We start from the raw sequence: 16,555 nt of genomic DNA, 5'->3' as shown, positions 1-16,555 counted from the left end.
GTGGATCGTGACCGTTTCCACGGACGTGTTGATCGTCGGCGCGGGCCCCATCGGACTGGCCCTCGGCGTGGACCTGGCCCGGCGTGGCGTGGACGCCCTGGTGGTGGAGCGGGCGGACCGGCTGTTCCCGGGCTCGCGCGGCAAGGGCATCCAGCCGCGCACGATGGAGGTCTTCGACGACCTGGGCGTGCTGGACGCGATCCGGGCGGCCGGCGGCGGCTATCCGGTCGGGATGATCTGGCAGGACGGCCGGCGGGTGGGCGAGCACCAGATGTTCGACGCGGCCGAGCCGACGGAGGACGCGCCGTACACCGCGCCGTGGATGGTGCCGCAGTGGCGCACCCAGGAGATCCTGTTCGCCCGGCTGGCGGAACTGAACGCTCCGCTGGAAGCGCCACGATCGGCCGTCGATCATCTGCAGGCTGGTGAGGGCTGGTCGCGCCCGCGCGGCGGAGCCGCACATCGATACGGCCCCGCGCCCTTCAAGGCGTGGCCGAACCGCCGCCGAATGGGCCAAGGCGGCTCAGGCGGACCGGTCGCGTTCGGCCACGAGGTCGTGTCGGTCGAGCAGGACCCGGCGGGCGTGACCGCGCACTTCGCCTCGGGGGACCGGATCCGCGCCCGTTACCTCGTCGCCGCCGACGGGGGCCGCTCGGTCGTGCGCCGGGCGCTGGGCATCGGTATGACCGGGGAGACGGTGGACCCGAGCCCGATGCTCGTGGCGGACGTACGGATCACCGGCCTCGACCGCGACAACTGGCACATCTTCCCGCCGCGCGAGGGCGAGGACTACCTCGCGATCTGCCCGCTCGCCGGCACCGAGGACTTCCAGCTGACCGCCCGCTTCCCCGAGGGCACCGATCCCGACCTGTCCCTCGACGGCATCCGCAAACTCGTCGCCGACCGCTCGCACCTCGCTCCCGACGACGTGACCGAGCTGCGCTGGGCCTCGGACTTCCGCCCGCGAGCGGCCCTTGCGGACCGCTTCCGCGACGGCCGGGTGTTCCTCACGGGAGACGCGGCCCATGTGCACTCGCCGGCCGGCGGGCAGGGGCTCAACACCAGCGTGCAGGACGCGTACAACCTGGGGTGGAAGCTGGGCGCGGTGCTACGGGACGGGGCGGGCGAGGCGCTGCTCGACACCTACGAGGAGGAGCGGCGGGCCATCGCGGCGGACATGCTGGGGTTGTCGACGAGCGTGCACCGCGGTGAGGTGCGGCGTGGCATGGCAACCCAGCAACTGGGGCTGGGCTACCGGGACTCGACGCTGACGAGGGAGACCCGTGAGGCCCCGGGCCCGGTGCGGGCGGGCGACCGCGCGCCTGACAGCACGCTGGACGGCGTACGGCTGTTCGACGCGTTCCGCGGGCCGCACTGGACGCTGGTGGCCGTCGGTGTCCCGGCCCCTCGGGTACCGGAGTCGGTGCGGGTCGTCGGCGGGGCGGGGCTGGAGACGTACGGCGCCGGGCTGTTTCTTGTGCGGCCGGACGGTTACGTGGGGTGGGCCGGGGACCAGGCAGCCGGGGTCGTGGACTACCTGGGCCGGTTCGGGCTTCGCTAGTCGTCGCCGTCGAGGAGGGTGTCGACGGAGAGGTCGAGGGTGACGCCTACGGATTCGGGAACGGGGACCGACTCGCCTCGCTTGTAGCGGACGGGGTCGGGGTATTTGCCGTCGACAGGGTTCTTGTAGAGGAGGGCCTCGTCGTGTTTGCGGTCGGCGACGACGTAGGCCGGGATGTTGGCTCGGGCGTAGATATCGACCTTGGTGGCCGTGTCGTTGGTCCAGTTGGAGGAGGTCACCTCCAGGACCAGCCGGAAGACGTGCGGGGCGTAGCAGTTCTTCTCGACGAGTGCGTCCTTGTAGTCCGCGTCGACGACAGAGAAGTCCGGCACGGCGTAATCATCCGGCCCGGTCGGCAACCACAGACCGATGCCCTGGACATACCTGAGCCCTACCTTCCGGGCTCCCGCCCGTCCGAATTCCTCGACCAGCCAGGTCAGCGTCTCCTGATGCGGCCCATCCGGCGGCGGTGTCACAACAATGCTCCCGTTGAGGATCTCCACCCGGTGTCCGGGCAGCTCCTCCCAGAGCCGGTCGGCAGCCTCAGAAAGCGACGACTCGTGCAGCATCACAGCCACGGCACCCTCCTTTCGGGAACACCCTCCACGAGATTAACCGGGGACGTGCAGTTTCCGCCCCCGATCACTCATTCGAGGGAACCGCCCAGCTCAGAACACATCCGACGGCGCATAAGCCCCCCAAACCCCCCGCAACGCCCCACAAACCTCCCCCACCGTCCCCCGAGCCCGCAGCGCCTCCTTCATCGGATACAGCACGTTGTCCTCGCCCTCGGCGGCCCTCTTCAGGGCTGCCAGGGCCGAGTCCACCGCCCGCTGATCCCGCTCCGCCCGCAGCTTCGCCAGCCGTTCCACCTGCTGGCGCTCGATCGCCGGATCCACCCGCAGCGGCTCGTACGGCTCCTCCTCGTCGAGCCGGAAGCGGTTCACGCCGACCACGACCCGCTCACCCGCGTCCGTCTCCTGGGCGATCCGATACGCGTTGCGCTCGATCTCGCCCTTCTGGAAGCCCCGCTCGATCGCCGCCACCGCGCCGCCGAGGTCCTCGACCTTCGTCATCAGCTCGACCGCCGCCGCCTCCACGTCGTCGGTCATCGACTCGATGACGTAGGAGCCGGCGAAGGGGTCCACCGTCGCCGTCACGTCCGTCTCGTAGGCCAGCACCTGCTGGGTACGAAGGGCCAGCCGCGCGCTCTTGTCCGTGGGCAGCGCGATCGCCTCGTCGAAGGAGTTGGTGTGCAGGGACTGGGTGCCGCCGAGTACCGCGGACAGGGCCTGGACGGCGACGCGGACCAGGTTCACCTCGGGCTGCTGGGCGGTGAGCTGCACGCCCGCCGTCTGGGTGTGGAAGCGCAGCATCAGCGACTTCGGGTTCCGCGCGCCGAACTCCTCCCGCATGACCCGCGCCCAGATCCTGCGCGCCGCCCGGAACTTGGCGACCTCCTCCAGGATCGTCGTACGCGCCACGAAGAAGAAGGACAGACGGGGGGCGAAGTCTTCGACGTCCATGCCGGCCGCTACCGCCGTACGGACGTACTCGATACCGTCCGCCAGGGTGAAAGCGATCTCCTGCGCGGGCGAGGCGCCCGCTTCCGCCATGTGGTAGCCGGAGATCGAGATGGTGTTCCACTTGGGGATCTCGGCGCGGCAGTACTTGAAGATGTCCGCGGTCAGCCGCAGGGAGGGCTTCGGCGGGAAGATGTACGTCCCGCGCGCGATGTACTCCTTCAGTACGTCGTTCTGGATGGTGCCGGTGAGCCGGTCGGCGCTCACCCCCTGCTCCTCCGCCACCAGCTGGTACAGGAGCAGCAGCAGTGCCGCGGGCGCGTTGATCGTCATGGACGTGGAGACCTGGTCCAGCGGGATCCCGCCGAACAGCACCCGCATGTCGTCGGCCGAGTCGATCGCCACGCCCACCTTGCCGACCTCGCCGTGCGCGATCGGAGCATCGGAGTCGTGGCCCATCTGGGTGGGCAGGTCGAAGGCGACCGAGAGGCCGGTCGTGCCGTGCGCGATCAGGTCCCGGTAGCGGGTGTTGGACTCGGCCGCCGTGCCGAAACCGGCGTACTGGCGCATGGTCCACGGGCGGCCCGTGTACATGGACGGGTACACGCCCCGGGTGAAGGGGTACGACCCCGGCTCGCCCAGCTGCCGCGCCGGGTCCCAGCCGTCGAGCGCCGACGGCCCGTACACCGGCTCGATGGGCAGTCCGGACTCCGACTCGCGCGTCATGCGTGTGCCTCCCGCGTTGCTCGGCCCCGGTCACCACCATGCCGCCAAGTTCGCAACCCGTCACCCGCGGGGAACATCTCAGGTGACCTACGGCTCGGACAGTGAGACGACAGGGGCCTGGATGCGTAACAGGGGCATGGAGAGATCGTGGGCAGGCGCGCTCGCCGGAGTGTGCGTGCTCACCGGGTGCACGGTGCAGGCCGCGGGCTCGGAGGGCGGACAGCCGCCGCCCGTGCGCATAGAGCTCTCCCGCACGCCGGCGGCCGACGACAAGCCCGGCTCCACCCCCAGCGCCAAGCCGCCCACTCCGTCCCCCACCCCTCCCAAGGTCCTGTGGAAGCCCGGCGACACCGGGCGGGACGTGCGTGAGCTGCAGGCCCGGCTGCGGCAGGTCGCCTGGCTGTTCGACGGGCCGACGGGGACGTACGACGACCTGACCGAGCAGGCGGTGAAGGGGTTTCAGGGCAAGCGCGGGCTGCCGAAGACCGGGGAGACCGACGCCGTCACCTGGCAGCGGCTGCTGACCATGACGCGGGAGCCGGGCCAGTGGGACCTGTATCTGATGGGCGGCCAGCCGGCCGACGCGCCCGACACGCGCTGCATGACCGGCCGGGTGCTCTGCATCAGCAAGACGAGCCGGACGCTGCGCTGGATGATCGACGGGCGGACCGTCCTGACGGTGCCGGTGCGGTTCGGCTCGCAGTACACGCCCACCCGGGAAGGTGTGTTCAGCGTCTACTGGAAGTCGCGGCATCACGTGTCGACGCTCTATGACTCGCCGATGCCGTACGCGATGTTCTTCAGCGGCGGCCAGGCGGTGCACTACTCGTCGGACTTCGCGGCCACCGGATACGCCGGTGCCTCGCACGGCTGCGTCAACGTACGGGACGAGGCGGCGATCGCGCGTCTGTTCGCGCAGGTGAGGAACGGCGACAAGGTCGTCGTCCACTGGTGAGAAGCGGTGTGGGGGCGCGGGCGGGACCGGGGGAACGTGTCCCGCCCGCGCCGGTGCACGAGCCGTAGGTACGGGGGGAACCCCGGCTCTGTGCGACGGCCGATGACCAGTCGGCTCATTCATTACTGCGCCAGGGCGGCCGAAAGTGTCACACTCACCGCGAGAAAAGCCCTAGAACAGGCAAAGCCGCAGGTCAAAGGCTTGAATCAGGCGCGGGGGAGCTCAGGGCGCTGTACGACGGGCTCGGCGTCGGCGCGGGCGAGGACGGCGTCGGTTCCGCCTCCGGGGAGGTCGTCGTCGCACGCTTCGGCAGCATCGAGTTGTCGTCCCCGGTGTCGCCGGGCGCTATGCCACCGTCGTCGTCCTCGTCACTGCTTCGGTCCTGCTCGTCGTTGTCCCTCTGGTCGCCCCTGTGCCCGCCGGAGCGGTCGTCGGAGTCGCCCGCCTCATCGTCGCCGTCGGCCGTGTTCAGGACGGCCTCGCAGTACTTCGTCACGCGCCCGGAGCCGCCCGCCATGCCCTCCAGCGCGCGTCGGCGGTCGGGGTGCAGTTCCTTGCCGGCGCGCACGTCGCGGCAGGCGTCGGTGACGGAGCCCCACCAGTTGCGGAAGCCGTCCCCGTGGCGCTCGGTGCCGGGGGTCTCCTTGGGAGCCTCGCCGCCGGGCTGGGTGTTCTGCTTCTGCGGGGGTGCGCCGGCGGCGGGGCCGCTCGGGGAGCCGCTCGGCTCGGGGGTTCCGGTTCCGCCGTCCGGGGTGTCTCTCGGCGGGGTCGACGCCAGGGGGCGGTCGGGGCTCGCGGCGGCCGAGACCGAGGCGCCGGGCACCACTGGTTCGTCACCGCCGAACGGGGTGGGCAGGAGCCCGGTTCCGGCCGCGGCGGCGACGCCGCCGACCATGACGGCGGCCACCGAGGCGGCCAGGCCCAGGCGCAACGGGCGGGCCCAGCGGGGGCGCCGGTCGGCGCGGGCGGGGGCGCCGATCCGGACCAGACCCGCGTCGGCGGCCCCGTGCCGGGCACCGCCGAAGACGACCGCCGGCTCGCCCTTCTCGGCGCGCACCTTGCGGAACGCGGCCAGCGCGGCGGCCTCACCGGGGAGTTCGGCGTCGTCGGCCTGTGGGGGTACGGCGGACAGCGCACCCAGGGTTTCGGCGAGCCGGGCGGCCCGGTCGTGGTCGGCGGGGTCGACAACTTCCAGTGACTCACCGCGCAGGAGGAGTTCCGCCGTTTCGCGGTCCAGCCATCTGTACTGCTCGTCGGCCATCACATGTCCTTCTGCGTCCGCGCACGCGTATGCGTCACACTCGCGGACGTCACCGCACGGTCGTGCGGTTCTCTCTGCGGCGGCAGCGCGTCGAGCCCGCCGATCGATTCCGGATCCGTCTCCGGAGGGGTGCCGAGCAGTTCGGCGAGCCGCTTCAGGCCCCGGTGCGCGGCCGTACGCACCGCCCCCGGGCGCTTGCCGAGGGTCTCCGCGGCGGTCTTGGCGTCGAGGCCCACCACCACGCGCAGGACGACGGCCTCGGCCTGGTCCTGCGGCAGCCGGGCGATGAGCGAGAGTGTGCTGTCCGTGGCCAGCGCCTCGATCGCCTCCCCGGCCGTGTCGGACTCGGCGGCCTTCCCGGTCAGCTCGGTCTCGTCGCCGCCGATCGCCGGGCGCCGGCCGCGCATCCGTATGTGGTCCAGCGCGCGGTTGCGGGCGATCCGGGCGGCCCAGCCGCGGAAGCGGTCCGCGTCCCCGCTGAACCGCTCCAGGTCACGGGCTATCTGCAGCCAGGCCTCGGAGGCGACGTCCTCGGCGTCGTACTCACCGACGAGCGTCCGGACGTACCCGAGGAGCCGCGGGTGCACCGCGCGGTACACAGTCCGGAACGCGGTCTCGTCCCCGTCCTGTGCCGCAAGCACCGCGGCCGTCAGCTCCGCGTCGTCCCCCAGCACCCGCATTCCTCGGTAGATGGTCAGTAGCCCGGCCGCGGCTTCTCAGCCGCCGCTCACCGTGATCAGTCACCTTCCCCGTCCGGCGCGAAAGGCACGTTACGACCTGAAACCGCTGCTCGTCCATGTCCGCACAAGATGCAACCACCGCGGGACGGCGCGAGGTGTGACAGAAACCGCACTCATGACGCTGTAGGAGATACGGGCCGCCGCGCGGCCCGTGCCGCGCGACGGCCGGGGCCTCTCCTGTGGGGGGTGGCGGCCCCGGCCGTCTCCGCGTCGTCTCCTCCCGAGGCCGACGAGTGGTGTCTCGCATTGGCCGAGACCTCCGCGGGGGCGATGCCGCCGTCAGTTCACCGTCTCGCCCGCCGTCTCCCGGACCGGGTTCACCGAGAACGCCGTCTCCCCCGCCACGGCCACGATCGCGTCCTTCACCAGCAGCACGCTCGGGATCGTGTTCTCGGCCGAAGTGCCCGGATCATCCAGCTTGGCCGTGGTCCAGCGGACGGCCCCGGTGTCCTGGTCCAGGGCGAGGAGGCGGCCGTAGCGGTTGGCGAAGTAGACGGTGCCGTACGCCGGCGAGCGCACCGGAGCCGACAGGTTCTCGATCTGTGCGTCCCGCTGCCACAGCCGGGCGCCGTTGGACGCCTTGACCGCGGTGACCGTCCCGTCGGGGCGGACGAAGTACACGGTCCCGTCGATCACAGTGGGCGTGCCGCGTGGGGCGCCTTCCAGGAAGACCCTGGTGGCGGTGCCGGTGACCGGGTTCACCCGCAGCAGGGTGGTGTACGACTCGTCCCGGCCGTCGTCCGACTCGTATTCGGTGATGCTCTTCGGCAACACGAACAGCGGCCACCCACCGAGGGTGCCGAGCGGCGTCGCGCCCACAGGCACCGGGTCGAGTTCACGAGCCGTTCCGGCGTCCGGGGCGAGGCGCAACAAGCCGACCGGGCCCTTGCCGGGTTCGTTCGCGTCGGCGCACAGGCCGTAGGGTGCGTCGCCCAGGACCACCGGGGAACAGAGGCTGCCCGCCGACGACTTGGCCGGAAGGCGCCACAGTTCCCGGCCCGACGTGAGGTCGAGGGCGACGAACGCGTTCGCGGTGTCCGACACCGTCAGGACGCCGCCGTCGAACAGGGCGACGCGGTGACTCGCGTCGACGTCCCGGGTCCAGACGCGTTTGCCCGTGTCGGCGTCGAGGGCGATCACCCGCTGGTCCGCGTTCACCTCGTCCGGTCGCTCGTACGTGTACACGATCCCGTCCCGCACGCCCAGGGGCCGCTCGGCCGCCTGGGCGCTGTTGCCGTACCGCCACGCGACACGGCCCGATGCGGCGTCGAGACGGGCCACCGTGAAGCCGGTGCCCGCGCAGTACAGGGCGGATCCGGCGGACACACAGCCGGCTTCCACACTGTCCACGTTGACGCTCAGCGGGTCATCCCGTACGGCTCGGGTGAGATTCGTCTGCCAGGGCCGCCAGCCGGTGGGGAGTGCCGGGGCCGAGGGCGCGGAGGCGCTCGCCCCAGGACCGGCCTCGGTGGTCCGAGCGCTGGACATGAGGTGGTACGCCGACACGGACACCCCGGTGACGGCCAGAGCCGCGCCGAGGAGAACCAGCCGCCGCGGCCGGCGTCCGCGGCCCCAGCGCCCGGCGGCGGTGGAGTCGTCGGCACCCCGGGAGCGCCTTCGGTGTCCCGGCGCGGCCGGCGGGCCGCTCACCGCCGGGGCGTCGGCCAGGTCCGGCAGGGATCTGAACAGCCGGTGCAGTTCGGCCAGTTGAGGCCTGTCGGCCGGGTCCTTGGCCAGGCAGCGCACGACGATGCCCAGCAGCGGCTCGGCGACGCCGCTCAAGGCCGGCTGCTCGTGCACCACCTGATAGCCCGTCATGTACGGGCTGCCGCCGTCGAAGGGGCGGTTGCCGGTGGCGGCGTACACCAGGAGCGAGCCCAGCGAGAAGACGTCCGAGGCGGCGGTGACGTCCCTGGGCGAGGCGAACTGCTCCGGGGACATGAAGGGCGGGGTGCCGATGAGTCGTCCGGTCACGGTGAGGGCCTCGTTGTCGGCCGCCCGCGAGATGCCGAAGTCGATGACGCGCGGGCCGTCGTCGGCCATCAGCACGTTGCTCGGCTTCAGGTCCCGGTGCACGACACCGGCCTGGTGGATGTCCCGCAGCGCCTCCACCAGCCCCAGGGCCAGCGTGCGCAGTCCGGGTCCGCCGAGTGGGCCCTGCTCGGCAACGATGTCATCGAGGGTGCGGCCCGGCACGTACAGCGTCGCCATCCACGGCAGTTCGGCGTCCGGGTCCGCGTCCACGACGGGGGCGGTGAACGCTCCGCTGACTCGCCGTGCCGCGGCGATCTCCTGGCGGAAACGGGTGCGGAACTCCTCGTCCTGCGCGTATTGCGCGTGTACGACCTTGACGGCGACATGGCGGCCGGAGGCGGAGCGGGCGAGGTGGACGACCCCCATGCCGCCGCTGCCGAGGCGTCGGACGAGCGTGTAGCCGCCTATCGCGCCGATGGACTCCGGCTCGTCGGTGCTCAGCGGCATCCTCTGTCAACCCTTCCAAGTCCCATGCGTCACAGGGCCGTTCTGCCGCAACACACTAGTGCGTGTGCACGCCAGTCGGTCAGACGCAGACTCCCTGGCCGTAGGCCGGCGTGAGTGGCGACCGCATCGCCGGATCCGGAGAACGCACCCCAGATGTGCGGCTTGACGTGGAGGTGGAGGCGGATCGGCCTTATCGGTCGCGGCCCGAGTCCGTATAGGTATGGGTCGCCGGCCTGAATGCAAGTCTTTACAAAAATGCGATCAGGACTGCTCAAAAACAGAAAGCGCTTGCGCTACACTTGGGACACCACTTGACCCCCTGGGTCATCAGCCCTGGAATGGAATGCCCGAGCATCAAGAGGCATTGACTTCCCCGCCACAGGTTCTTCCGGGAGCATAGCAATGCGCCGACGTAACCGTGACAAGCATCACCCCCCTTTGGCGCCAGCCACTAAAGATGCGATTGCCATTACAGTTCGGGAAACAATCACTCTCGTTGAGATTTTCGAGCATGCACATGCTCGGATTTCCGAATTGAGCGATACAGACAAGGAAACGATCGCCGACGCCAGCGGTTCCACGTTGATACCGTCACTTTTCGCACGGGTCGGACTCGCATCGATCCAGGGCATCCACAGCATCCCTCTACTTGCCGAAGAGATTGCTTCACTCGAAGCTGCGGTGATCAATTTGGAGTCGTATGAGGGAAATGAGGTCGTGCTGGTCGCCGGATACGCATTGTTGGATGACTTCGCGAATCGCAAGATGAATGCCCACCCCCTGCGCCATATGCACGGAGTCCTGGCCTTCGCCGATGAGGCCGGGGACACGGCCAGTGGGCCGGCGACTCCTTCCCTGACATGACGGCGAGTGTCAGGTGCGATGCGTGCCTCTGATCCCGTGTTGAGCGGGGTGGTGCGAACCGCCGCGCCACCCCGCTCAACCCAAGCCCGCACGGGCACTACGCTAGACCCATGTCTTGCCTGCGGCGTTGGATTTCAGCTTGTGCTTCTTGACCGCCTCCTTGCAGAAGCGACAAGCAGTCTCTTTTGCCTTCCCGTACGTCCAGGCCGTGATTTTCCCTCCCCGGTTTCTTCCGATCTTGTTGTTGTACTGGTCGGCCTTGGAGTCACGCTTTGCCGCCGCAGAGCTTCCCGCATTCTTCTCGTGGGCATTACCGAGTTGTTTGGCCAAGTAGGAACCGACCGCCCAGGTCAGCATCGCCTGCCAAATGCAGTGACGGTAGGCATTCTGCTTCGCCCCGTTCGAGTATCTCTTCTTCGCCTCACCAAGGGCCCAGTAAGTGATATAAGCCATGTCCGCACACCACAGCAGGAACAGGGCGCATATCGCGGCTTCCGGGATGAGGCCGTTGATGCTGTAGTTTCCGCTGATGTCATAGCAGTTGACCGGGTCGGCGAAGCAGTAGTCGTAGGAGCCGGCGTTCCCTCCGACTATGCGATCGACGGAAAGAAATCGCCCTGTGTCCGAGTCGTAGAGGCGAACTCCCATGAGCGTGACCGTGCTCGGGGTCTCGGACGAACGCTGCTCCCCGCCGAGCCAGCCGTACCGGGCCACGTCTGTTCCAGGAAGGAGCTTGCCGTACTCGTCGTAGCTGTTGACGACGGGAGTGGTGGCGTCCACCAGGGGAATCTGGGTGGCTATGTCACCGTGGATATTGGCGAGCTGGAGGACCACATCACCAGCGGTACCGCCGGTAGTGGCGATCAGGCCCCCGGTCAGGTCCGACAGGTTTCGGCTGATCTTGCTGCCGCCTTCGCTGATCCACGTGGGGTTGTCTCCGTCAGCCCCGTAATGGTTGCGAACCGTTGCCGTGGTGGCCCAGGCCCCGTTGTCGTCCTGACTCTCGGTCGTGGACGAGGCGAGCCTGCCGGCCGCGTCGAGGCTCCAGGTGGTGCGCTCGCCGCGCGCCGTGATCTGGCGCACCAGATCGTTGGCGTAGTAGGAGTTCTGGGCGCCGCTCGACTGGGTGGTCGTACGGCCGAAAGCGTCGTAGGCAGTGCCGGAGGCGATCAGTCTGTCGGCGCTGTCGTAGGAGGAGTTGACCGTCGTGGTGGCAGGGGCTCCTCCGTCCACGTCGTCGACCGTGGTCACCAGGGACGTGCGGTTGGTGTTGTCGTCGAACCCATAACCGCGGTGGGTCGTGACGCCGGTCTGGGTGTCATCGGCCTTGGTCAGGCGGCCGGCCGCGTCGTAGGAGTATGCCTGGTACGCGCCACCGCCCGTGTAGGTGGTGCGGGAGACGACCTGGCCGTGGATGTTCTCACTGAGCGACTCGCCCTGGACGGTCCAGCCGGATTCCCAGTGCCAGTAACGTGAGGTCTCACTGCCCGTGGGGTCCAGGTTGAACTCGACGTCCATGTTCCAGGGCAGCTTCTGCTTGTAGAGGCGCCCGTCGGAATCGTAGGAGCCGGTGACGTCGCCGATGCTTCCCATGACGGAGTCGTGCATCCGGGTCGGCAGGCCGGTCAGGCTTTCATAGCTGTACGTGGTCTCCGAAGGAGCCGAGTCGGATCTCCTGGTGACGCGGTCGCGGGCGTCGTATTCGGTACGCGTGACGTTGCCCGCGCCGTCGTCGTACGAGATCTCACGACCGAGCTTGTCAGCGACATGACGAACTGTGGCGGCACCGTCGGACATGGTGGCCACCTGTCCGTTCGCAGGATCGAAGGTGATGGTCTGAGTCGGTACTGCTGTGCCGACGCCCCCACTGATCTGAATCTGCTTTCCTCGTCCGGCCGCGTCGTACGTGGTGACCGTGGTGCGCGTTACACCGTTGGCGGTTTCGGCGACCTTGGTGGCGTTGCCCCAGCGGTCGTATTCGAGGCTCTTGGCGGGCAGCTCATCGGGATTCGAGCCGCCACCGGTGATTTTTCCTGCCGGGCCACTGGAACAGAGCAGATCCGCCCATTCGGGGCGCCCCGCACACGGTCCGGTCCCGCCGGCCGACCAATACTGGGAAACAACCGTTCCGGCATCAGCTCCGTTGGACTTGGGCTGACTGTTCTTGGTGACTCGTCCCTGGGCGTCGTATACGGAGGAACGGGTCAGCTTGAGCCCGGTCGGGTCCGTCACCCTGCTGGTGGGCAGGCCCTTCACCCAGTCGTAGCTGGTGGTGGTGGTACGAACGTCGCCGTCGGTCGGGTAGTCCTCGACGGACGCACCGGTTGATGTCGTGGTCGGCTGGTCCAGGACCAGAGCGGACCCGTCAGTGGGGCGGCCTTCGTCGTATCGAGTGACGGTGTGTTCACGCGCGGGCACCTGGGTGCCGACCGCGATGCCGGGGCTGTCGGCGTCGCCTTGGAGCTGTTTGGTCAGGGTGACCAGATGAACCGGTCCGTGCTGTTCCAGCATCCGTCTGCCGTCGGCGGAGTACTTCGCGACGGTGGCCAGCTTCTGGGCGCGCTCAGCTGTCGAATCAGAGAGGATGCCGAGTTCACTCTGGGTGTTGACCTGGTATTCCTCGCTGCCGAGAGCGAGTTCGCGGTTGGTGGCCCCCAGCTCGAAGACGACGTTGCCGAACGCGTCGTATTGGGTGGTGGTCAAGTGCCGACCGGGCAGGCCGGTGTTGACCTGGAGCCCCGAGGCGTTGGTGTAGGTGGTGGTCGCCTTGTCGTAGTCGCCCGCGCCGAGATCATTCCCGCTGTGAGAGGCAGGCACCTGATCGGCGGGGAAGACGGCGGTGGCATCCGTGGGCGTGTCCGTCTGTGCCCACGTCCTGGCGTCGGCCGGAGACACTTGGTTGGGCGCATTGGCGCCGGAGAGCGGAACATCGTAGACGAGGGAGACCGCTGCCTTGCCGCCGTCGGTCTCGTCCTTGCTGCCCGGCTTCAGGGTGGGCCGTGAAACGGACAGCAGCATGCCGTCGCCGACCACCGAGCTGGCGCCTGCCTTGCCGTACTCGAACGTCCACGGCAGCTCGCCCGGCGGGGTCTGGGTGACCACCCGGCCGGCGCTGTCGTACGTGTACGTCGTCTTCAGCGCCGGGGAGACCCGGGGATCCCACTGCTCGCGCAGGCGACCCGAGGCGTCATAGGCATAACTCGATACCACGATGGCGGTGGCGCCGGCCGCGCCGGGGTCGGTGGACCACACGCGGATACGGGAGACCTGTCCGGCGTAGTCGCCCAGCGTGCCGGCGGTCGCCGTAGTCGTGGTGGCGTACTGGTACTCCAGGATCCGGCAGCCCTTGGTGGACGGGGTGTTCGCGCAGGTTTCGTTGCTCACCGCCGAGGTGGGGGCGATCGCATACTTCGGGCGGGCCAGCACGGTGCCGCCCACGGTGACCTTCTCCGAGATGAGAGAGGTGGTGGAATTCTCCGTGGAGAGCGAGCTCTTGGAGAGCTGCCAGGTCGTCGCGGCCGCGTCGATCTTGGTGAACTGCGACGTGGTTCCTTCGGTGTCCTTCAGGGTGAAGGAGCCCGTCAGGCTGCCGGTCAGGGTCAGGGCTTCAGCCCCTTCTTCGGGCTTCCATCCGCCGCCGCTCGTCGCGGTGAACCCGGTTTCCTCACCTTCGACGTCCACCAACGCAACAGAGGTGCTCGACGTCTTGCGGATGTACAGCGACTCGGAGTCGCTGAGTTCCGCAGCGGTGCCCGCGGTCCATTGCGGACCGAAGATGGCGACCTGTCCTTCCTGCTGCCCGCCTTCCGCGGGACGGCGTGACGACGCCGTGCGGCTCGCAGTCAGGCCGAAAGCCGAACTGTCGGTCGCGGACAGCGTGTAATCACCGGTGAGCATGTTCACGTCGCCCGGGCCGGCGCCCTGGGTCGGTGCGGCGCCTGCATCGCGGTCGACGGTGATGGAGGTTGCCGGGGAGGCGTCGGTGCTGGAGCCGTTGCCGAAGACCGCGCGGACGTCTATCGGACCGTCCTCGGCGAGGCTGTCGGTGATGTTCCACACCAACGCCTCCGGCAGGCCGCCGCTCACCGTCACCGGCCAGGCGGTGACGGCCGCGTTGTCCGACTTGCGGCGCACGTCGGCGACGGGGACGTCCTTCCAGGCATCAGTCTCACCGCGCCGGTACTGGTAGCGCACCCCCGTGTCAGCGGTCTTGCCCTGGCCCGTCAGCACGGTCCGCCGCGCCGGGCGGTCTCCCTGCGTCGGGGTGAGCAGCGCCGCGCCCGAGCCCGCGTAGAAGGTGAAGCTGGTGGTGGTGGAGGCGTTACCGGCGGCGTCCTTGGTACGGGCGGCCAGCGTGTGCCGGCCCGCGCGGAACACCGGCTTGGCCGTCACGGCCGCGCCTGTGGTGGCGATCGACTGCCAGGCTCCGCCGTCCAGTTGCCACTGGACTTCCTTGACGTCCGCCGAGGGCGGAGTGAGGGCGAAGCTTCCGGCGAAGTCGCCGCTGCTGTCCGGAGCGCCGGACCACTGCCCGGCGGGGAAGTCGGTGGAGGAGACCGCGGTCGCGGCAGGGGAGGTGGTGTCCACGGTCAGGGTACGGAACGCCGACCAAGCGCTGACGGCGGAGCCGTCACCGGCACGCACCCGCCACTTGTAGGAGCCCGTCGCGAGTGCGGCCGGGGTCCAGTTGGCCTGGGCTCCGGAGGCGACCGCGGCACTGCTACCGGTCCGCAGGGCGGAGGTGCCGGTGGAGGTCCACACCTCGTAGTCGAGGGTGACCTGCGAGCCGTCGCCGTCCAGGGCCTTCGCCGACAGCGTCGGGGTGGTGTCATTGGTGGCCGCCGCACTCAGCGGGGCTATCAGAGTCGGCAGCTCGGGAACCGAGTTGTAGGTGACCGACAGATAGGGGGTGTTGGAGGCGGCATTGCCGGAGTTGAACCGCTTCCAGCCGTACGGGTCGGTCTCGTCCGTGGCCCGCAGACCCAGGTGATTGGTGCCATTGCCGTTGGCCGCCCACGCCTTCGCCAGGGAGGTCACGTCGGCGGTGACCCATCCGTCGTTGCAGGCACTGGAGAAGCCCTTGGTCTGGGTGCTGGTGGCGTACTTCGTCCCCCAGGCCGGCTGTGCCGTCCAGCGCGAGGACGTGCTCGCGGCTCCGGTGGACCACACCTCCCAACTCTTCGCGGTGCAGGACCACGCGTGGTACTCGAACAGATTGAGCTTCGCCGCCGTGACCTGCTTGCCCGTGATGTTCTTCATCGGGAACGACAGGAACGACCGCGCCACCTGCGAGGAGCCGTTGTTGCCGAGCTTCAGGTCCGTGGAGGCGGACTGGTCGGTGGTGTACCCCTCCTGTACGAAGGTGTCGAAGCTGGCCCCTACGTTGATCGCGGGGTCGATCGTCACCGGGAACTGCGTCGAACCGTCGGCCAGGAACTTCGCATCAGGTGTCAGGGTCAGGGTGACGGTGTCGCCGTCCTGGGCCACCTTCACCCCCACGGGGGCGGTGCGCTTGTGCTCACCGGACTTGGCGTCCACCTGCGCGTCCCACATCACCGGCGCCGGCAGCACCCCAGCGGACTTGCCCTTGGCATCGGTGAAGGAGACCGAGCCGTCCGCGTTCTCCTTCGCCGTCAGCCCCTTGGCCGTCAGGCTGTAGGTGATCGCCCCGCTCGCGTCGACGGCGGAACGATCCTTCAGTTCCAGGAACTGCTCGTAGCCGGTACGCGTCGACTCGATCAGGAGGTCCGTCGCGGGGAGGGCGCTCCGGTAGCGGGCGATGTTGTTCTCCTCGCCCTCGATCTCCGGCGCGGGAAGGGCCCCGTACCAGCCCAGCCGCATCCGCTGCCCGGTCCGGCCTTCCATCGTCACCAGGGGCACGCCGGCCGAACCGGTGCTCTCACCAACACTCTTCAGCCCCTTGGGAGCCGTGGCCTTGCCTGCCAAGCGCAGCCCGTGCGGATGCCGCCGGGCACCGACCGAGCCGTTCGACAGTTTCTGCAGGGAAACGTCGATGTCCTGCCATTGATTCTGGTCGTCCTGGAACCGAATCGGTCCGGCATACGCCTGTTCGGTCACCGAACCGTCCGGGTTGACGTACGTCGTGGACGTCTCGGTCCGGGCGTCCAGCGCCTCGATCCGACGGTTCTGGATCTTCGCCTTCAAGCGGGCGGCGGCCACCGAGCCGGCGGTCGCGGGCCCAAGGTCCTTCGCCGGCTTGTTTCGGTCAGCAGTCGGGGCTTCGAGGCCCACGCCTGCTGCCACGTTGGCGTTCCCGACTATCACGGTGGTCTCGAACGCCATCGCCAGTACGACTGCCGCTGCCACCGAACGCAGGCGTCTTCGCTGAGCCGTAGGGAGGAAGGGCTGGACGGACGGTCTGTCCGGTCTCCGCCCCGGTCTGAGGAACGTGGCTGTCAAGCTCACTCCTTGCAACGGTGCGGG

General features: G+C 69.1%; 9 protein-coding genes. 3 read left to right on the top strand and 6 right to left on the bottom strand.

Annotation, left to right across the window (positions count from 1 at the left end):
• The first annotated feature begins 7 nt into the window (after positions 1-7).
• Complete coding sequence (locus QQY66_RS30585) at positions 8-1,561, top strand: FAD-dependent oxidoreductase (RefSeq protein WP_301983484.1); 1,554 nt, start codon at positions 8-10, stop codon at positions 1,559-1,561.
• Here the strand turns inward: QQY66_RS30585 and QQY66_RS30580 are convergent.
• A complete protein-coding gene (locus tag QQY66_RS30580; protein WP_367667092.1) occupies positions 1,558-2,130 on the bottom strand; it encodes a Uma2 family endonuclease in 573 nt (190 codons plus the stop codon). The two genes, QQY66_RS30585 and QQY66_RS30580, sit on opposite strands and share 4 nt — an antisense overlap.
• Before the next feature lie 99 nt (positions 2,131-2,229).
• A complete protein-coding gene (locus QQY66_RS30575; RefSeq protein ID WP_301983482.1) occupies positions 2,230-3,810 on the bottom strand; it encodes a methylmalonyl-CoA mutase in 1,581 nt (526 codons plus the stop codon).
• 136 nt (positions 3,811-3,946) lie between these two features.
• Here QQY66_RS30575 and QQY66_RS30570 point away from each other — a divergent pair, with 136 nt between their 5' ends.
• Complete coding sequence (locus QQY66_RS30570; protein ID WP_301987553.1) at positions 3,947-4,765, top strand: L,D-transpeptidase family protein; 819 nt, start codon at positions 3,947-3,949, stop codon at positions 4,763-4,765.
• A gap of 193 nt (positions 4,766-4,958) precedes the next feature.
• Here the strand turns inward: QQY66_RS30570 and QQY66_RS30565 are convergent, their stop codons facing one another.
• From QQY66_RS30565 to QQY66_RS30555, 3 genes are all read right to left on the bottom strand, one after another.
• On the bottom strand, positions 4,959-6,026 hold the full coding sequence (locus QQY66_RS30565; protein WP_301983481.1) for a hypothetical protein: 1,068 nt from the start codon (positions 6,024-6,026) through the stop codon (positions 4,959-4,961).
• Positions 6,026-6,700, bottom strand: coding sequence for an RNA polymerase sigma factor (locus QQY66_RS30560; RefSeq protein ID WP_301983480.1), 675 nt, complete (start codon positions 6,698-6,700; stop codon positions 6,026-6,028). The genes QQY66_RS30565 and QQY66_RS30560 overlap by 1 nt, the downstream gene beginning before the upstream one ends.
• Positions 6,701-7,045: 345 nt before the next feature.
• Positions 7,046-9,247, bottom strand: coding sequence for a serine/threonine-protein kinase (locus QQY66_RS30555; RefSeq protein ID WP_301983479.1), 2,202 nt, complete (start codon positions 9,245-9,247; stop codon positions 7,046-7,048).
• Positions 9,248-9,649: 402 nt separating this feature from the next.
• Between QQY66_RS30555 and QQY66_RS30550 the strand changes: the two genes are divergently transcribed.
• Entirely contained in the window at positions 9,650-10,111 is a 462-nt protein-coding gene (locus QQY66_RS30550) for a hypothetical protein (protein WP_301983478.1), read from the top strand.
• Positions 10,112-10,213: 102 nt separating this feature from the next.
• On the opposite strand, the gene QQY66_RS30545 is transcribed toward QQY66_RS30550, so the two are convergent.
• Complete coding sequence (locus QQY66_RS30545; RefSeq protein WP_301983476.1) at positions 10,214-16,438, bottom strand: DNRLRE domain-containing protein; 6,225 nt, start codon at positions 16,436-16,438, stop codon at positions 10,214-10,216.
• Positions 16,439-16,555: the final 117 nt, after the last annotated feature.

Origin of the sequence: Streptomyces sp. DG2A-72, assembly GCF_030499575.1 — a bacterium.
In the GTDB taxonomy this organism is placed as follows: domain Bacteria; phylum Actinomycetota; class Actinomycetes; order Streptomycetales; family Streptomycetaceae; genus Streptomyces.
Note: the sequence above shows the minus strand (reverse complement) of the source record. Positions and strands in the feature narration are given on the sequence as shown.